Genomic DNA, 17,462 nt, shown 5'->3' on the forward strand with positions numbered 1-17,462 from the left:
CCGGCCATCCCCGTTATCTGCGGTCACCGGAGGTTTCGTCATGCGAACGTTTTTCGGAATGATCTTGGGTGCGCTGCTGCTGATTGCGGGCGTTTATCTCTATGATTCGATGCGAACGTCGAGCGTGGCGGGCGGCCAACTCGCGCAGAGCGGCCGCACCATCGTCAACTGGGACGTTGCCGCCGATGACCTGAAGGCGCTGAAGGCTCGCGCCCATGAGGATTGGCAGAGGATTTCGTCGCGCTAGCGAGCACGACGGCCATTAGCGGCTCATGTTCGCCTTGCGCGCATCGGCAATGGCCTGCACGAACTGCTCCTTGGTCAGGATGCCGGGCACGCGGAATTTACCGACGATGAAGGACGGCGTGCCCTGAAAACCAAACGCCTCGGCCTGCGCGTTGTTGCGCGTAAGAATGGCATCGATTGATGTGGCATTGGCCGCAAGATCGCGCTTCAAGCGATCCATATCGATGCTCGCACCTGCGAGCACCTCCTGTATCCGCGGCTCGGTCAGCTTCGTGGTGAGGCCCATCATCGCCTCATGCGCGGCCTGAAACTTGTCCTGATACTTCGCCGCCAACGCCATGCGCGATGCAACCTTCGATACATCGCCCAGGATCGGCCAGTCCTTCCACACCAGGCGCACCTTGCCATCGTCCTGCGCAATTTGCTGCAGTTCAGGTGCGATCTTGCGGCAATAGGGACATTGATAGTCGAACCACTCGACGATGCTGATGTCGCCCTTGGCGTTGCCGGCGACAGGGATCTCCGGATCGCGCAGCACGGCCGCTTCGGTCAACACCTTCTCTTCGTCCTGCGCGGCGGCAGCGCGGCTGAGCAGCGTAACGCCGACAGCCATCAGGCCGAGCGCGGCGCGGCGCGTGGGTTCCGGATTGATCCCGGCACGATCGGTCGATGGGCTCATGTCAAATCTCGCGGCTGCCTGCGCTGTCTACGCTCGGCGGGCCGAGATGTCACGCCGCTTTGCCGAGCCCGCACAGCCCATCGCAATGTCGGCCGAAACACGGCACCATGAAGGCTGGTGCGGCCAGTGTCGTACTCCGGCCGCGCCATTTGCTTTGTTTGGGCATGATCTTTTTCGGAAAACCGGTGTCCACTTTTCCGGATCATGCCCTAGGAGATCAAGCAGCGCCCTTCAACCGCTTGGTGCATTCGCTGTAGTAGCCGCCGCCCTTCTGGATCCACTTCAGGCCGCCATTGGCATTGCTGGCCTTGTTGGCATTGTACTGGTCGACGCAAGTGTGCATGCGGGCCTTGCCCTCGGTCTCCTTGGAGTATTTCGGATCGACCGCGTTCGGGAATACCGCCGGTCCTGCCGGCGACGTGGGCGCTGCGGCTGGAGCAGCTTCCTTCTTGGCCTCCTTGGCGGCCGGGGCCGGCGCGGGCGCGGCGGCTGTCGGTGCAGCGGGCGCGGCAGCGGCTGGCGTTGCGTTTGCGCCGCACTCGGCCTTGCGGAAGTCGTTCCACTTCTGGCCGCCCAGTGTCCCGGCTGCCTTGGCTGCCTGGTACTTGGCGCTGCATTCCTGCGCGGTCAGGGCCTGCGCCGGCGCCGACATCACGAATGCGGCAAGACCCGAGGCGGCCATCGCACAAAGCAGTTTGGCTTGAATTGTCATGGTTGTTCTCCCTTTCCGTCAAACCTCAGCGCGTTGACGAGGGCCGCATCCTAACGCAACCGGAACTTGCGACAACGCATTGGCGAACCGCCCGCTCAAAATATTGTGGCGCCCGATACGCGCGATATTCATCGGCGGTTCAGCATCGGGCGACGACGGTTTCGCGTCCACTCATTCGAGGTGCGCTCCATGCCGAAGTTTTCCTCCCTCGCCACCACAACCGCCCTCGCCGCGTTCCTGCTGACGGGCACCGCCTTTGCGCAAACCACCACGCCCGCACCGAAGGACACGGCCAAGACCGAGACCAAGGCGGCGCCGACGCCGGAAGAGAAGAAGGCGCGCAGCGCCGCCTCGCTGGAATGCTCCAAGCAGGCCGATGCGAAGAGTCTGCACGGCAAGGAGCGCAAGAAATTCCGCCGCGAATGCCTGAAGGAAGCCGCCGACAAGAGCGCGGGAGCGAAGTAAGCGGCACCCCGCCATCCCGAACACGGGGATGGCGAGCAGCGACGCTCTAAAAATCCGGCGCATTGCTGCAATCGCGAGATGCATTTGTCGCGGGCCTGCGGATTTGGCATAACGCCAGCGTGAACCAGCTTCCCGCATCGATGGCGCTTGCCATTCCCAGCCGCGCGAACATCCTCAATACGACCGAGACGCTCGTCATCGGCGCCGCGGGCGGCCTGCTGTTTTTGTGGGCGAACCTGCCGGGCGGGCTGATTTCCGGCGCGATGATCGCGGTCGGCATCGCCGCGCTCGCCGGCCGGCCGCTCACCGTGCCGCCGGTGGTGACCCAGACCGTGCTGGTTCTGCTCGGCATCTCGCTGGGCTCCCTGGTATCGCGGCAACTGATCCAGCATGTGAGCGCCTATCCGCTCACCATCGCGCTGCTCTCGCTCGCCACCGTCTGCTCGATCTTCGGCAGCAGCTTCTACCTGCAGCGCGTACATGGCTGGGACCAGACCTCGGCTTTCCTCGCCGGCAGCCCCGGCGCGCTGTCGCAAATCACGATGCTCGCGATCGAGAAAGGCGCCGATGTCGCCGCGATCGCCGTGGTGCAGACCATGCGCGTGATCATCCTGACCGCCGCTTTACCACTGATGCTGGCGGTGCTCGGCATAGCACCGGCGGCGCCGCCGACGATTGCCTCCGCCAGCGCCTCGCCGATCGAGCTCGTGGCGCTGATCGCAGCCTCCATCGGAGCGGCGCTCGTGCTGCGCTGGGCGAAATTTCCGGCAAGCTGGATGTTCGGCGCCATGCTCGCCTCCAGCCTGCTCCACGGCGTCGGCGCGATCGAGGGCGGCTTGCCGCCGTGGGTGCGCGGCGTCGCGCTGGTCGGCATCGGCGCCCTGATCGGCTCGCGTTTTGCACGGATGAAGCTCTCGACCCTGCGCAGCCACATCAATGCCGGGCTGGGCTCGTTCGCGGTCGCGATCGTGATCTCCGCGATCTTCGTTGCCGCGATCACGCTGACGACGCAGGTCCGCCTCTCCGACGTCGTCGTCGCCTTTGCCCCCGGTGCGATGGACGCCATGCTGGCGCTGGCGCTGACGCTGCATATCGACCCGATCTTCGTCGGCGCGCACCACCTCTCGCGCTTCGTGTTCGTGACGCTGGCGACGCCCGGCATCGTGCACCTGTTCGGCCGCCCGCAGGAGGATGTGGACGATTAGGCGGGCTTTCCCCGTGTACGATCTCGTCCCCCCTTGCATCGGCGTCACTGGCTTTTGTGGTGTGAGCAAGGGTTTGCTAATCCAAATTTCAAACAGCGGTCCCGTAGGATGGGTAGAGCGAAGCGAAACCCATCAGCTTTGAACCCAGCTGCGCGAATGATGGGTTTCGCTTCGCTCTACCCATCCTACGTCTGAAACAGCGGATGTGAGTTCGCGTTCTCGCGGCGCTTCGCGCCCGAGCTTTGCATCTACTTTCCGCCCTCCTCGATATCAGAGGGCGCAGGGAAAGCCGGGTGCCGGTTGCACCCATGGGCCCCGTGCAACAAAAAGCACGGGGGTAGGACCACAGGTTCAACCGAAAACACTCCGGCTTTCCCTGCGCAGTGGTTTACGACTTACTTCGTGCTCTTCCCGGTGACCGGGCTTTCTTGCCACCGTCGCCTCTCGCGCGAACTTGTTTCGCGCAAAAAACTTAGCGCCAGCGTCGGGGCGCCAGAACCACACGACTTCGCCGTCCGCGCATAGCTGCGTTCGTCGTTCGCAGCACCCGCGTCCACCGCATCTCACCGCAACGTTCGTGACGATCGCGACCCGCCCCTCATCCGCCGTGAGACGCGCGGAGTTAAATCACTGATTTGCCCGACGGCGGAAGCGGAATGTTTTTTGCGCGAGGACTGGACGACCCAAATCACCTTGGAAACACTGGCGAATTCTTCTCCTCTGTCATTCCGGGACATCGCGCAGCGATGAACCCGGAATCCATTTCTCCACTCGCGCAAGCGGCCCAATGGATTCCGGGCCTGCGCCTTCGGCGCATCCCGGAATGACGAAGAGGAGTTGGTGGTCACCCTGGCGCTGTGGTGACGGCGACGGTGTTATTGACGATCACCGTATTATGGCCGCTGCACCAGAAGCCCCTTATTCGAGCGCCGCGGGTTTGACGGCGACGATTTGACCCGCCGCCTTGAACAGCAGCGGGAGCCGTGAGAGATGATCCCTTATGAGAACTGCCGTCGTCTATGTTGGCGCCGCGATCGCTGAAATCGCCGGTTGCTTTGCGTTCTGGGGCTGGTTGCGTCTTGGCAAGCCTGTCTGGTGGCTGCTTCCGGGCCTGCTCTCGCTCATCGTGTTCGCGTACCTGTTGACGCTCGTTGAGACCGAGGCGGCGGGACGCGCCTACGCCACCTATGGCGGCATCTATATTGTCGCCTCGCTTGGGTGGCTCTGGGCGGTCGAGAGCGCACGTCCCGATCGCTGGGACATTACAGGCGCTTCCATATGTCTGATCGGCGCAGCCGTCATTCTATGGGGACCACGTGGGTAGCGGTAGTCGGAACAATGACGGGACTGTCATTCCGGGGCATCGCAAAGCGATGAGCCCGGAATCCATTTTGCCGCTTGCGCCTGTTGCCCGATGGATTCCGGCCTGCGCCTTCGGCGCATCCCGAAATGACGAACGGGCGATCTCTCAGGCTCTTACCGTCCGAGCAAAGCCCCAGGCGGAGATGGCGGCCATCAGAAGCGAGATCAGCACGTTGTAGCCGGCGAGCGAGAGGCCGAGGAAGCGCCACTGCACCTCGTCGCAGCGGATGACCTTCACCGTATCCAGCCGCTGCAGCAGCGTGCCGGCGCTGCCGAGATTGCCGACCGGCCCGGTGCAATCGGTCGGCCCCTGCCAAAAGCCCCATTCGACGCCGGCGTGGTAGGCGCCGAGCCCGGCATTGACGAGTGCGGCGATCACGAGGACCGCGAGCCCTGCAAGCAACAGCGGCCGCGGCGCCCCCTTCGCGGCGGCGAACGCCACCAGCGCTCCGAGCGGGACCGCGAGATAATAGGCATAACGTTGCTCGAGGCAGAGCGGACAGGGCAGGATCTCCAGCACAAGCTGGAAAAACCAGGCCCCCGCCAGCGTCGCCGCCGCGATGACAGCGACGGCGGTCGACGCCGTCAGCGCCGGATTGGCCGATCTATGTGTGGACAGCGGATTGGCGGTCGCGAGCGTCACGGCTAAAGCTCCTGCAATACCAAGGTGGTATCCCCTGGACCCGGCGCTGTCGAGCCGCGTCCGGATCAAAACCGCGCGGGTTGACCCCACCACCCCGCCCGCTATATTCCGCCCGCTTCGCGACGCCAGCCTTCCGGGCTGATGGGGCGAATGCCCCTGTGGCGGAACTGGTAGACGCGCTCGACTCAAAATCGAGTTCCGCAAGGAGTGCTGGTTCGATTCCGGCCAGGGGCACCAACTAGATTGTTCGGGCCCGTTCGCGAGCGTCCGCAGCCGTGCGCGCGGCGCCTCAAGCCCTTGAAAAATAGGCACTTCTGCATAAGTCGGTGTTCGTCACCGTTTGTTCTCATCCGACCCCAGCCGCGCGATTTGTTGGTATTTTTGTTGGTATCGGGAGAACAGACGTTCACGGTGACTTCGGCTATTCCGAACGATGGAATTGAGCAGATGGCTCGCAAGAACGACGGCGCGGACGCAAACCCCAAGCAGATCAGGAGCGACGTCGACTGCCGCGCCGCCCGACCAAAATTCGGCGGCGGCGCGTGGAGCCCGGCCAAGATTTCCGACGTGACCGGCGGCGGCCTCTATCTATTCGTCACGCCCGACGCGAGCAGGCCCGGGCACGCTGCTTCCAAACTCTGGCGGATGAGCTACCGCTTCCACGGCCGTCAGAAAACCTACTCCATTGGCCCTTACGGCAATGGCAGTGATGGCTCGTTCTCTCTTGCTGACGCGCGGCGCGAGCGCGACAAGGCCAAAGAGCAGCTTAAGGAAGAAAAAGATCCGAGCACCGAGAAGCAGCTGGACAAGCACAGGCAGGCGGCCGCCCGGTCTTTCGGGCAATGGGCGGACGAGTGGCTCGCGAAGAAGAAAGTGGAGAAAGTCAAACGCGGCAGGATCGTAGCGGTGCGCGATCCCAAGACCATCGAGGTGCTTGAGCTTCGGGTCGGCTACGTCAAGGGCCGCTTCGGCAAGCTGTGCAGGCAGGACATTAAGCGTCCGGACGTGCTCGCTTTCATGCGTTCATATGAAGCCGACGGGAAGCTGGAAACCCGCGACCGCGTGCGCAGCATCGGTGAGCAAATCTGCGACTATGCCGATGTCGAAGGAGACGGCTACAATCCATTCCGTAACCTGAATGGGCAGATGATTGCGAACATTTCGACGCCGCGTCCTGGCGTCACCGAACCACGCGACGTGACGCGCGTTTTCAAGCTCATCAGCGCACCGTGGACGAGAGCGAGGTTTAGTGACGTTGTTGGCCTTGCCTTACGGTTTGACGCGCTGACCGTTCCTCGCCCCGGGATGGTCAATGAAATGGAGTGGACCGAGGTCGACTGGGACACCGAACGCTGGACTGTTCCAGCCGCCAAGATGAAGACCGGCTGGGACCACGTCGTGCCTCTGTCACGCCAGGCACTTGCGATTCTTAGGAGCGTTCAGAAGCTAACGGGTCATCGCCGGTACGCGTTCTCCTGCTCGAGAGACACGCCGTTGTCGAACAACACGCTCAACAAGCGCTTGCGGCTGCTTGGCATTGACACCAAGACTGAACATTGTGCCCACGGATTTCGGACCACCTTCTCGACCTTGTCTCACCACGAAGAGATCAAGGACGCCAAAGCGTGGGACGGTGATGTCGTCGAGCTGCAGCTCGCGCATCTCGATAGCTCTACCGTCGAAGGTCTCTACAAGAAGCACGGACCGCTCGCGCTGATCGGCTCGCGCACAAAGCTGATGCAGCATTGGGCTGATCGGATTGACCAATGGCTCAATCCCAAGGGGGTCATTCCGATCAAGGGAGGTGCGCAGCGCTGAGCGCGCCTACGAGGCTGATTAAGGCTCGGTCACGCCGAAATAGTTGTGCCTACAAGTTCAAGAAGCGATCGCACTATCACCAAGCGGCGACGCCCAATCGTTGTTGTGACAAGTTGGCCCGATCCAATCAACTCATAAAGCTTCGTGCGTCCCAAGCCCGTTACCGTGCAGGCCTCGTCCACCGTGCAGCTCAGTCGCTCCCGAAACGGGACCACCTTCGCGTCGCGATCGTTCCTAGGAGAAAGCGGGCTTCTGGGCGAGTTCCGCCCATCCTCTTCCAATAGGTCATCCGTCATAGCCTCTCCTTGTCACGAAAGCAGTCGCTTGGTTACAGCGCGCGGGAGACAGATCGGATTAGCAAAACCCAATAGTGAAGGCAGTTCAACAGCTCCGAAAATTCACGAACTCAGCTGTGGCAATTTCAATCGAGTTACGCCACATGCACATCAAGCCCAGGCAAGCTTCGGCGCATGTGGTGAAACTGTTCAATAAGGCGTGAGCGGTCCAAGTGCCATGAGCTAACTGCCGGGGAAGAACGAGAGAGATTAATACACGCTATCGCCAAGACGCATCGGTCCCACCGCTCATAACGGTCTGGTTGCAGGTTCGAGTCCTGCCGGGCCCACCAGGGATTACGGGCACTTACGACCTGCCTGCCGCCTGAGGATTCGGGACCGCCACAGTTACCGCCACAGAAACGATTGCCGTTTCGTTCGCGGAATGGTCTCAAGAAAGCAAGTTTGATCCAGGCCAGAGCCGCCTTCGCCGGCAAGACGCACGCCAGGCGCTCGTCTCCGTTCTGCTGAGAGCCAGTCGGCATAGGGTGGAGGAACCGAACGCTCGGTCCGTAACGAAGACACGCGGCGCTTACTGTCCAGACGGGCCGGCACCCGAACTCTCGCGCATCGCTGGAGTAGTCCGCCGAATAGACAGCCCTCGCCCGCGCCGCTCGGATTGCGCGACCTTGAGCACCGGCTTTCCCAGGCACAACCGCGGCGTGATTTCCCCGCCCATGGACCTCACACGACTCTTTGCAGCTTCCCCGCAATCGCATCATCACTTCCCGCCATCGAACAGCTGTGGTTCGAAGCGCCCGAGGGTGGGCGATGGGGTCCCGCGCCGCGAGCGGCTTCACGCAAAGCGCAACGAGATCTTTTGCCAGCGGCGTCGAGCACAAGCCTAACCGAAAGCTTCTGAGTTTTGACAGAGGGACCCGTCCGCGCCCTCGGACGCTGTATTTCGGCGGAGCCATCGACGACAGCAAAGACACTGAGTGAGCCGGCGAAGTCGAGAGAGCCAAAGATCTTGAGCGTGCGCCGCCGCTAGCTGGCGGGCTCTTTTGCCGGTTGGCGTAGTTGGAAGCCTCACCAGGACTCGCGGCGTCGGGCTGACAATCCTCCCTTTCGCCGGACAGCCGCATTTCGAACCCGGCGGAGTATCTTTGAGAGTAGCACTGGGAAGCCGACTGCTCGGGTGCGCTCCATCTCGCTTCAAGCAAATTGTCGCTTTTTTTCCCGATTTCGTGAAGCAGGTCATATCGCCTGGCTGGGGCAAGTCGGAGAGTGCCGGTAGCGGAGGGGTCAAAACCATGGCCGAACCTGCGAAGCGAATACCGAACTGGCTGACGACCGACATGTTGATAATTGTCGTAGGGCCGGCGGTTATCCACACCTCGGAAATCAAAAATGACGGGCACTGAGCTATCAAGCCACATCGCGGGAAAGCATTCATCAGGGAATGCGAGGAGGAAGTGTCCCTGGATCTTCGTGCGCCTGAGATCATCCTTTCCGTTACTAAACCGTGGATAGTCTCGTTTTAGGCGGGTGCCATCAACAACCCACACCATATTTCCGTAAAAGCGCTCGCGTGCAGCCCGTTCTAGCGGATCGAGATGCGAATGCTGAAACTCAATCACAAGGCCATGAGGAGTACGAACATCAGCGATATGCTTCTCCCCGGATTGCCCATCGTACTGGATAAACTCTTGGCATTCGGCCGGAAAGTTGTTTTTCCACGCGCGGTGCCAGTCGGTTTCCTTTTCGGCCCAGGTATCACAATCCCGCATTCCGCGGTGCGCCCAATGGCTTCGTTCAACTCGCGTCAATCAGGCTATAGCTGCCCCTTTATGGGTCCGCGTCCTAGATCCGTTTCTTGTTGCGAACAAAACGAGAAACAGGGATTGTACTGGCTCCGCTGCGACTGATTCGAACCAAAGCGCAAGCTCCACATCGACGTTTGGGTCCACGACGGCGGTGGGGAGATTGATGCATCCGAGGAATGCCAAGCGGGAACTAGATACCCTCGAGCAGCGCTTTGAGCTCGATGAAACCTTTCTGTCCTCCCCCAATACGGCCGCGCTCAAATCCGCCGTGATCCGCGCCACCGATCGCCGGACCGGCGACCCAGTGGTTCTCAAATACTGGGAGAAAACCGGGACCGCGGTGGATGCCGATTTCAGAGAGCTTTGGCGGCATGAAATGCGCCAGAGTGAGCGGGTGCGCGCCTTTCCTCGCGCCGACGAAGTCGTTGTGGAGGTATTGGCTTCGGGAGAAAGCGACGACGCGTTCTACATCATCATGCCAAGCGATGTAGCGCCTCTCGAACACGCCGCGCGGTTTGTACGTCCCGATCATTGGCTCCGTGCATTGCAGGGGCCACGTCAACGCGCCCTCCTTTGGAAGAATTTGCGTCGTCTGGCGGAAGCCCTTGGTACGGTACATGGCCAAGGCCTGGTCCATGGACGAATAGATGGCCGGGCCATCTATTCCACCGGGGCTGCGACAAAACCCGACTTCCGGCTCGGCGGATTTGAGTTTTGCCTGCGGGTCGCCGAGCTCAACAAGGCTCCCCTTCGCGTGATCGCGAAAAGCCGTCCGGTAGGCTCGGTCATTTTCTCGTTTCTGGACGATTGGCGTGCTCTCGGCCAGGTTGTGACCAATCTCATTGGTCTGGATGCAGACAAGCTCGACGAAGAAGAAATCGAGTTCATTGAGGGGCGGACGAAAATCGATCTTCGGGCTTCGGAAATCGACCTGATAAGGCTCCTGTTTGAACCTGAACGCAATCGCATCCTTAATGCAGCAACAGTCACGAGCCGAATCGACGCCGTTCTCAATGAGCTGGATGCGGAGGCGTTTGCCGACAACGGCCGCTATGTGCTGGCACTCCGGCTCGGGCCGACAAGTCGCCTTTCCGGGACGTTGAATGCAGCATCAGGCGATGCATTCGACGCCGACGATGCCGATAGCCAGGTCGATTTCATCCGCGCAGACCTGGAGACCGGCGCGAGCCTTAGCCGCACGGCAAGGGGCGATTTCCTGTTGATGACCGAAAGCCTGGTCTACGACCTTCAACCGCTTCGTGTCGTAGGGTCCGACGAGACCTGGAATGTGGCTTCATGCAACAACGCTCGTCCCAGAGACGGCGTTTTTCTGGGACGGCGGGAAACAATTGACCTTCCCGCGCACCGGATCGAGATCATCCGCTTTGCTGCGGCTTCGCGCCGATTGAATGAATTGCGTTCCGATGCGCTTGATTGGAGCGCAGCTTTCGACATGACACCGGATGGAGATCCGACTCTTGCCGTTCGACGCGGCTTGCTGCTCGCCCAGATCGCCGAAGCGCTCTTCAGGGCAGCCGAGATCGCACCGGTGGAGCTGGTGGACCAACGGCGTCAAGGGAACAAACGGATCGTTGAAATCGCGCCAAGCGACTCCGAACATCGCATGCGTCTGTCGCAGGCGCTAAGTGTGGACGAACCGCACAAGCTCATGCGAAGGCTCTTCGATCGCGAAGAAGCTGACGTCGACGCGGAGTGGCAACTCACCGAAGCTGCCGGTCTTGGCATGACGGTTCGAGCTGCCGCCAATGTCCGTTTCATTCGTCCGATCCAGAAGAATAACCGACGGCTTTACGAATTCGAGGTTCTCGACGGCGTCGTGCCACCGAACGCTCAGCTTCACTTGCGCAAAGTCGACGAAACGGGGACAGAACAGGTTCTCCGGCGGCGGCTTCGGATGCTGACAATGCTTTCCACCCAGTCCGAACTCGCCCACATGCTGGCGGATCCACGCGGGCGGCTGCGCACCTACCAGGATGATCCGCTTGTTGAGGACGCGCATTTCGACAAGCTTGACGGGTCGAAACAGAATGCGTTGCGCTCGATTTGGTCCACTGGCCCGGCCCAGCTCGTTGTTGGTCCGCCTGGCGTCGGCAAGACCAGACTGGTTACAGAGGTCGTGCGCAGAGCTTTGGCCGGGGACTCCGCGATCCGCCTTCTCCTGAGCGCGCAAGCGCATCAAGCCTTGGACCACCTCGCGGCGTCCGTTCAGAAGATGCTCAAAAAAACCGGGCTGGCCGACGATGTCATCCTGGTTCGCTCCAAGGCGGATAACGGCGCGGACCTTTCAGGCGCGCAAACCCCCGATCGGGCGAAAGCATATCTGAAGGAGCTCAAGGATAGCCCGCTCCGTCGGCGGGCACCGCGCGCCATCCAGCAATCATTGCGCGATATGACCGCGGCCGCTGACGTGACAGGGAACCTGCGGGCGAAACTCCCGCTGACGACCTTGCGCCAGCGGCGGTCGTTTGAAGCGCTTGTCCTGCAATCAGCCAACATTCTGTTCTCGACCACAAATTCCGGAGACCTTGCCCGGTTGATCGAGGACGGCGCGCAGTTCGACTGGACAATCGTGGAAGAAGCCGCGAAAGCAACCGGGCCGGAACTTCTCGCTCCTCAACTGCTTTCGATGCGGCGCCTGCTGATCGGGGACCACAATCAATTGCCGCCCTTCGATACCGACCGGATCGCCGAGTTTTTGGAAGATCAAACGCGCGTCAAGCGCGCCCTGGCAGAAAGTGATCCACTGGTCGGCAACATATTCCGCGACTTTGGACTGGATGATCTCAAGGAAGCTGTCGAGGACGACAGCGTCTTGAGCGAGACCTGCGCATCGGCGCGCCGCATGCTGCTGCTGTTTGAGAGCTTGGTGACCAGCGAGCTCGATCGGCAGAAACGATCTGACCAGCGCCGGCGTCGGGTGGCGACAGAACTTCTGCAGCAACACCGGATGCATCCCGCCATCGCCACCGTGATTTCTCAATGCTTCTACAAGGGAACGCTCGATACACCTGAAGAACGCGAAGCGGAATTCTACAGTGAGCGGCCACCCTTTACGATAACGGACGAGCGCCTGCCGTCTTCTCCAATTGTTTTTGTCGACCTTCCCTATGTACAACGTGAGGGCAGCGCCGGAGAGCAACGTCCCACATATCACAATCCGGCGGAGTTGCAGGCTGTGCTCTCCGTGCTCGGAATGCTCAAAGCAGCCCCGAAAAAGCCGACCGAGCCATCGACGCTGGCTGTTCTCTCTCCTTACAATGAGCAGGTCGAGCGTTTGGGCCGCGCGATCGAGGATGGCCTGCAGGGCAGACTCGCAAATTTGGTGGACTTCAAACCCGGGACGAATGCGCCGGGCTTCGAAAGCACAGTCGACTCGTTTCAAGGCAGTGAGGCCGATGTCGTCGTCGTCTCGCTGGTGCGGAACAACGACCATGTCGGACGGGCGGCTCTCGGCATCTTGCGCGATCGGCGACGCATGAATGTGCTGCTGAGCCGGGCGAAATGGAAACTCATCATCGTCGGTAGTATGGAATTCCTCCGCGTCCAGGGACGGCGCTATCGACGTCACAACAAAGATGATCGCACGGTGCCCGCCTTCCTTGCCAAAATGTCGGAGGTATTCGACCAATTGGCAAAAGAGACACTACCCGACGGGAAGACGCCCAAATTCGAGGCGGTGCCGTGGGCCTCGCTCATGACGGATCCGAAATCATGAGCGGCCGGCACGCCGTGCGCGTCGCGGTACCGGTCAAGCTTGCCCGTCTCAGGGTATGGGTTGACAAGGGACGCCATTGGAGCGGCGTCGATCGTCTGATCCTTTGGGCCTTGGCTGTTGAGCCCAGCACCGCCGGTGAACTGGCGAAGGTTGCATGTATCCCTGCCCGCCTGATCACAGAGATCATTCTGCGCATGATGCGGTTCGGGTGGGTCGAGCTTGCCGCCGCCCGGAAGGGTGCCTCTTTCCGCGCCACCGAGGCCGGCCGCGAAGTCGTTGAAACCTTCGAGACATTGCCGCCGGTTACCCGTCGGGTGCCACGCAGAATATCATTCACAATGGAGCCCTTCGCTTGGCGGGCTTATGGCCTGCGCGACCTGAAACCATATCGTCCCACGGAGATCGAGGCGATCGAACGCGAGCACGACGTCCGCCGTCTCGTCATTGATGGTGGCTGGGGACGCTTGTCGAGTCTTGAGCTTTATGCCGCCGCGGACCAGGTCCTGGCGGACGACGAGGAGCTCTCCAGCGTCGACTACAGCGCCTCCGACACGGTAGATCAATTCGCCTTGTTCACTGTGATCGGCAACAGCATCAAAGGCCTGCCGCCCGATCCGGCCGAACAGCTCGTTGCTGCGATACGTCGCGCAGCCAAGGACAACAGGCCCGGTACGGCGATGACGATCAAGCCGCCGCGCCGAGCCTCAACTTCTGCGATGGATGGTAATATCGTTCGCACCGTCCCGATCCACCCGGAAGATATCGTGCTCAGCGGGAAGGACCATCGCGACCGTCTGATAGAAATCCTTCGCCAAGCCCGCTCCAGACTGATCATGCATTCGACGTTTATACGCGAGGATGCATTCATCGAATTGCAGGAGGAGTTCGGGAGAGCCGCCAAGCGAGGCGTCAGGATCGATATTTTTTGGGGTGCGGACGGCAATGAGCGCGATCGCACGGCCAATCTGGAGGCTGCGATCGCACTCAATCACCGGATCACCGCAGACCGGAACCTGCGGGGAAGAGCAAGGGTTCATCTCTACACGACGCGCTCCCATGCCAAGCTCCTGATCGCGGATGCTACAGGACGGGCCGCAGGAGAGTTTGTCGCCGTCGTCGGATCGTGCAATTGGCTCTATAGCGGATTTAATCGCGTGGAAGCATCGGTCGTCCTACGCCATCCTCACGCGGTGGCGCGGGTCGCCGAGGAATTCGCCGAGCTTGTCTTTGACATTACCACGAGCTCGAAAACCGCCTCCGACCTGACGTCGCTGGCACGTACCTTGCGCACGCATGGGGCGCCTGAGGGTGAAGCAGAGCTCCGGCTCGTGAGAGGAGACGAACACGCCGAACTCATGCGGGTCGCTCGCGGAACGGCCGACAAATCAATTATGGTCGGCGGCGATCGCCTCGGTTTGGCAGCAGAAGCTCGGACGATCATTCCGATGATGGCTGCAGCAAAGCGATCGGTACAAGGGATTCTTTGCTACTCGAAGCCTTCGGGACCGGTCACAAACAAGGATGCAAGGGACTTGGCGGCGCTCGCCGCTCCGGCAGGAGTCCGGCTCGTTCAGATTCAAGATCGTGAACTGCACGGCAAGTTTCTTCTCTGGGACGATGACCATCTGGTGATTACCAGCCTGAATTGGTCGTCCGCCGATACGCGCTTCGATGCCCCGCAGGGCGAAATCGGCCTCTACCTCAAGAGTCCGGGCATCGCGGAGAATGTCCGGCGTCGTCTGATTGACGGGTGGCCAACTCTGGATATGTCAGCCGACGCGTCTCAGCAGGGACAGACCCGACCAAAGCGTCGAAGGCGACGTCGCCGCGGCGGCGCAAACGGTGAACGCGAAAGAGCGGTAAGATGACTGACGAGACGTGTGGCGACGACGATGTCCCATGGGCTTCGCCTGAAATCCGGCTGCGATACGAGGCAGCTCTTGGCCGTTTCATTCTTTCGTTCAATGAGCTCGACAACCGTCTAACGGAAATCATCGAAACAACCCTGAAGCGCATTGGCCGAAACGACCTTGTTAAGTCCTGCACAAACCAAAACTTTGCGCTCAAACTGCTGGTCTTGGATCTTCTAAAATCATCGTCGGAAGGCGCCGCAATCGCCAATGTGCCGGTTACACTTATGAAACAGATAGCTGGGGAACGTAACACGCTGGCCCACGGACATTTCGATCAGAATCCGTTCGACGGCAGCTACGACATTGTCGCCAAGAATGTACGGGCATTCTATTCCGTCGAACGTTTGGAGGAACTGACAGCGAATGCGGACAAGGCATTGGAAGCGTTGCGATATGCCTCGGCCGTATACGATTTTGGTGACCCACCTACCTAGGCGAAGGCGGCCTTCAGCTTACTATGATCTTTTCCAATTCCGTAGGGCAGTCCGGTCTGCTGCTATAGCCATGACGCCCATACCAAGCGATGAGTTGCGATTGAGAATACCCTGCTCCAATGGTGACGGAGATAGGGTGATCCTTTCGTAGCCGAGACCTGCAGCCAACTCCTCAACTTTTCTCAGCAGACGCGAACCGATCCCCCTACGGCGATACTTCGGCCGCACGAAGATTTCGTACAGAACGAGATAGTCAACACCGGGAATCTGGTCGAGCGCGAGGAAGGCAACCTCCAACCCGTCCTCAATCGCAACGTAATGATGCGTGTGGCGCGCCTTGAAGCGTCGCAACATACGCGCAAGAAGCTCTGCATCGTTGCAGCCTCATCCGCGCCGAGCTCCAAGAGCCGGATCATTACCCCTCCCCTACGCTCGTCGTCGCGCTTTGGCCTCTAACCTGCGCTGCCGCACGCCACGGAGACGATGGCTTCGCATATCAGGGCTAACAAGCGCGCTGCACCCGCCAAATTGGCGAAACATCAGAGCGAAGTCGAGCTCGTCGGTAGCTTCGGTTTTGGTACAGCCATCTGAGCTAGGTCCGGATCTAATGCAAGGACTGATTGGCCGTGTCATAGATACGGATCTGGAGCATTGGGAAACGTAGCTTCAGCTCGGTGGCCCCACGTTCGGCACCCTCTCTGGTGCTTAACTGGGTCTTGATGCGACCGTCAATTTCGAGAGCATAGCCGGTGTTTGGTCTGTTCATCGTATGAAGTGGCTGCTGATCCGCCGATGTGACGTCAACATGGTCTTGGCTACGGCGAGTCTGGTCGGTCTGGCAAGTTCAATGAACATACGACGCTTTCGTCGCATGCGCGGAGGCGATTCGCGCACGCAGATGAGGCAGTTACAGATGCTGGCGCGCCTGCACGCCGTCTTGAAAGCGGCCGGGAGTGGGGAATGAGGGACGACCGCAATCGACCGGCCGGACGAGGCCAATCGAGCCTATGCAGGGTTTAGAACCCATCCGATTTCTACCCCAATCCCTCCGAACCTCCTATCAGAGCCTCGTTGCTCTTTCGCCCGCGGTGTTCTCGGTTTTGTTACTGATGATCCAGCTCCCGTGGGATGAGAGCGAAAGCGCCACTCACGCGCAGTATCCGAGGCATCTATTGAGGCCATAAGGGTGCTCACCCGGCAACTACCGATCCTGAAATAGGACAACAGGGTCAATCCCAAGCGCTTCTGAAATCTGCTCGAGAGCATCAACGGTCGGCGAATTTTCCTCGCGCTCGATCATTCCAATGTAGTTGCGATTCAAGCCGGCGCGATCGGCCAGTTCCTCTTGGGAAAGGCCGCTCTTCCGTCGTTGACGCCGAAGATTTTGGGCTACCACCCGCCGCAACTTCATGCGGCAAGACGGCCTCAAACGCCACTTGATCTCCACCTAGTATACTAGGTATTGTTCGCACCTCCCTGGGAAGTTTTAGATGACCAATGCGCGAGCTCCGTTGCCTAAGCCGTTTGCCGAGCGGGTCTCATTCACCGACGGGCGGATCCTCCGCATCGGTTATCGGGCTGACGGGGTTGAGTCCATCTTGGCAAGCGTTGAACTCCCCGTTGAAGTACTCGAACAGGAAATCGCGGGCGGCCTAGAGCTAGTCACTACGATTAGTCCTTCCGGCGAAATAGTGTCTCAAATCTTCGGGTCATCCGGATTGGCTTTGGAGGGTCCCCGCTCGATCATCTCAATCGATCGTCTGGTTTCACAGACCGTCGACAGGGATAGTCTGCGTCTAGAGGAACTACCGGCAAGCGAACTAAATGGGCTCTTGAGATCGCTTGAGGCGTCCATCGAACATGTAAGGACTGCACTCACTCAGAGGACATAGCTCAACGTCAATGGGACTCCTATCCATCACCAGATGATGATTTTGTACCATCGGCCTTCTTCTTTTCTTTTTTGAAGGCTACATCGCCGTCAAGAAATGCCTCAAGCATGAACGGTATCAGTTCAGCGACTTCCTCCTTATTGCCGTAGATTTCTGCATAAAAAGCGGCATACTCGCGCAGCCGCAGCGCTAGACCCGGCGTGAGCACAATTGTCATCTTCACAGGCGTCCGATCAGGCAACCTCGCAAGCTTCAT

At 60.2% G+C, this 17,462-nt stretch carries 15 protein-coding genes and 1 tRNA gene; 9 read left to right on the top strand and 7 right to left on the bottom strand.

The window, feature by feature from the left end:
- Nucleotides 1-40: 40 nt before the first annotated feature.
- Entirely contained in the window at nt 41-247 is a 207-nt protein-coding gene (locus AC5ZGW_RS11775) for a hypothetical protein (RefSeq protein WP_028164448.1), read from the top strand.
- A 15-nt stretch (nt 248-262) separates the two neighbouring features.
- Here AC5ZGW_RS11775 and AC5ZGW_RS11780 read toward each other — a convergent pair whose 3' ends face one another.
- Nucleotides 263-925 (bottom strand): DsbA family protein, encoded by a 663-nt coding sequence (locus tag AC5ZGW_RS11780; protein WP_130229120.1) that lies wholly within the window; start codon nt 923-925, stop codon nt 263-265.
- 217 nt (nt 926-1,142) lie between these two features.
- Complete coding sequence (locus tag AC5ZGW_RS11785; RefSeq protein ID WP_130229121.1) at nt 1,143-1,637, bottom strand: hypothetical protein; 495 nt, start codon at nt 1,635-1,637, stop codon at nt 1,143-1,145.
- A gap of 189 nt (nt 1,638-1,826) precedes the next feature.
- Here AC5ZGW_RS11785 and AC5ZGW_RS11790 point away from each other — a divergent pair, with 189 nt between their 5' ends.
- The 3 genes from AC5ZGW_RS11790 (at nt 1,827) to AC5ZGW_RS11800 (ending at nt 4,631) form a co-directional block, all read left to right on the top strand.
- Nucleotides 1,827-2,102: a PsiF family protein gene (locus AC5ZGW_RS11790; protein ID WP_130229122.1), complete on the top strand. Its 276-nt coding sequence runs from the start codon at nt 1,827-1,829 to the stop codon at nt 2,100-2,102.
- A 140-nt stretch (nt 2,103-2,242) separates the two neighbouring features.
- Nucleotides 2,243-3,307, top strand: coding sequence for an AbrB family transcriptional regulator (locus tag AC5ZGW_RS11795; RefSeq protein WP_463327165.1), 1,065 nt, complete (start codon nt 2,243-2,245; stop codon nt 3,305-3,307).
- A gap of 1,000 nt (nt 3,308-4,307) precedes the next feature.
- A complete protein-coding gene (locus AC5ZGW_RS11800) occupies nt 4,308-4,631 on the top strand; it encodes a YnfA family protein (RefSeq protein WP_130230691.1) in 324 nt (107 codons plus the stop codon).
- 144 nt (nt 4,632-4,775) lie between these two features.
- Here the strand turns inward: AC5ZGW_RS11800 and AC5ZGW_RS11805 are convergent, their stop codons facing one another.
- Nucleotides 4,776-5,312 (bottom strand): disulfide bond formation protein B, encoded by a 537-nt coding sequence (locus AC5ZGW_RS11805; RefSeq protein WP_130230689.1) that lies wholly within the window; start codon nt 5,310-5,312, stop codon nt 4,776-4,778.
- 152 nt (nt 5,313-5,464) lie between these two features.
- Between AC5ZGW_RS11805 and AC5ZGW_RS11810 the strand changes: the two genes are divergently transcribed.
- Both AC5ZGW_RS11810 and AC5ZGW_RS11815 read left to right on the top strand, forming a co-directional pair.
- A tRNA-Leu gene (locus AC5ZGW_RS11810) sits at nt 5,465-5,549 on the top strand.
- Between the two features lie 210 nt (nt 5,550-5,759).
- On the top strand, nt 5,760-7,130 hold the full coding sequence (locus AC5ZGW_RS11815) for a tyrosine-type recombinase/integrase (protein WP_130230687.1): 1,371 nt from the start codon (nt 5,760-5,762) through the stop codon (nt 7,128-7,130).
- Between the two features lie 29 nt (nt 7,131-7,159).
- Here the strand turns inward: AC5ZGW_RS11815 and AC5ZGW_RS11820 are convergent, their stop codons facing one another.
- Nucleotides 7,160-7,426: a helix-turn-helix domain-containing protein gene (locus tag AC5ZGW_RS11820; protein ID WP_130230685.1), complete on the bottom strand. Its 267-nt coding sequence runs from the start codon at nt 7,424-7,426 to the stop codon at nt 7,160-7,162.
- 1,968 nt (nt 7,427-9,394) lie between these two features.
- On the opposite strand from AC5ZGW_RS11820, the gene AC5ZGW_RS11825 reads away from it, so the two are divergent.
- Genes AC5ZGW_RS11825 through AC5ZGW_RS11835 form a run of 3 tightly spaced genes read left to right on the top strand, consistent with a single transcriptional unit; the run spans nt 9,395 to nt 15,314 of the window.
- Nucleotides 9,395-12,967 (top strand): AAA domain-containing protein, encoded by a 3,573-nt coding sequence (locus tag AC5ZGW_RS11825; RefSeq protein ID WP_130230683.1) that lies wholly within the window; start codon nt 9,395-9,397, stop codon nt 12,965-12,967.
- Complete coding sequence (locus AC5ZGW_RS11830) at nt 12,964-14,835, top strand: phospholipase D-like domain-containing protein (protein ID WP_496113916.1); 1,872 nt, start codon at nt 12,964-12,966, stop codon at nt 14,833-14,835. Before AC5ZGW_RS11825 ends, AC5ZGW_RS11830 begins: the two co-directional genes overlap by 4 nt.
- The gene (locus tag AC5ZGW_RS11835) at nt 14,832-15,314 is read left to right on the top strand and encodes a hypothetical protein (protein ID WP_130229224.1); all 483 of its coding nucleotides are present in this window, start codon (nt 14,832-14,834) and stop codon (nt 15,312-15,314) included. The genes AC5ZGW_RS11830 and AC5ZGW_RS11835 overlap by 4 nt, the downstream gene beginning before the upstream one ends.
- Nucleotides 15,315-15,335: 21 nt before the next feature.
- On the opposite strand, the gene AC5ZGW_RS11840 is transcribed toward AC5ZGW_RS11835, so the two are convergent.
- The 3 genes from AC5ZGW_RS11840 to AC5ZGW_RS11850 all read right to left on the bottom strand — a co-directional run bounded on the left by AC5ZGW_RS11840 (nt 15,336) and on the right by AC5ZGW_RS11850 (nt 17,462).
- Nucleotides 15,336-15,668, bottom strand: a complete 333-nt coding sequence (locus AC5ZGW_RS11840; RefSeq protein ID WP_130229223.1) for a GNAT family N-acetyltransferase — start codon at nt 15,666-15,668, stop codon at nt 15,336-15,338.
- An 847-nt stretch (nt 15,669-16,515) separates the two neighbouring features.
- Complete coding sequence (locus AC5ZGW_RS11845) at nt 16,516-16,725, bottom strand: helix-turn-helix domain-containing protein (protein WP_130229222.1); 210 nt, start codon at nt 16,723-16,725, stop codon at nt 16,516-16,518.
- A gap of 500 nt (nt 16,726-17,225) precedes the next feature.
- Complete coding sequence (locus AC5ZGW_RS11850) at nt 17,226-17,462, bottom strand: DUF2274 domain-containing protein (RefSeq protein WP_130229221.1); 237 nt, start codon at nt 17,460-17,462, stop codon at nt 17,226-17,228.

It is taken from the genome of Bradyrhizobium sp. Crot121 (genome assembly GCF_059512385.1).

Bases quoted from the DNA above. Each gene is read 5' to 3' on its own strand.
- AC5ZGW_RS11775 (WP_028164448.1), top strand. From the start codon at position 41: ATGCGAACGTTTTTCGGAATGATCTTGGGTGCGCTGCTGCTGATTGCG.
- AC5ZGW_RS11780 (WP_130229120.1), bottom strand. From the start codon at position 925: ATGAGCCCATCGACCGATCGTGCCGGGATCAATCCGGAACCCACGCGC.
- AC5ZGW_RS11785 (WP_130229121.1), bottom strand. From the start codon at position 1,637: ATGACAATTCAAGCCAAACTGCTTTGTGCGATGGCCGCCTCGGGTCTT.
- AC5ZGW_RS11790 (WP_130229122.1), top strand. From the start codon at position 1,827: ATGCCGAAGTTTTCCTCCCTCGCCACCACAACCGCCCTCGCCGCGTTC.
- AC5ZGW_RS11795 (WP_463327165.1), top strand. From the start codon at position 2,243: ATGGCGCTTGCCATTCCCAGCCGCGCGAACATCCTCAATACGACCGAG.
- AC5ZGW_RS11800 (WP_130230691.1), top strand. From the start codon at position 4,308: ATGAGAACTGCCGTCGTCTATGTTGGCGCCGCGATCGCTGAAATCGCC.
- AC5ZGW_RS11815 (WP_130230687.1), top strand. From the start codon at position 5,760: ATGGCTCGCAAGAACGACGGCGCGGACGCAAACCCCAAGCAGATCAGG.
- AC5ZGW_RS11820 (WP_130230685.1), bottom strand. From the start codon at position 7,426: ATGACGGATGACCTATTGGAAGAGGATGGGCGGAACTCGCCCAGAAGC.
- AC5ZGW_RS11825 (WP_130230683.1), top strand. From the start codon at position 9,395: ATGCATCCGAGGAATGCCAAGCGGGAACTAGATACCCTCGAGCAGCGC.
- AC5ZGW_RS11830 (WP_496113916.1), top strand. From the start codon at position 12,964: ATGAGCGGCCGGCACGCCGTGCGCGTCGCGGTACCGGTCAAGCTTGCC.
- AC5ZGW_RS11835 (WP_130229224.1), top strand. From the start codon at position 14,832: ATGACTGACGAGACGTGTGGCGACGACGATGTCCCATGGGCTTCGCCT.
- AC5ZGW_RS11840 (WP_130229223.1), bottom strand. From the start codon at position 15,668: ATGTTGCGACGCTTCAAGGCGCGCCACACGCATCATTACGTTGCGATT.
- AC5ZGW_RS11845 (WP_130229222.1), bottom strand. From the start codon at position 16,725: ATGAAGTTGCGGCGGGTGGTAGCCCAAAATCTTCGGCGTCAACGACGG.
- AC5ZGW_RS11850 (WP_130229221.1), bottom strand. From the start codon at position 17,462: ATGAAGCTTGCGAGGTTGCCTGATCGGACGCCTGTGAAGATGACAATT.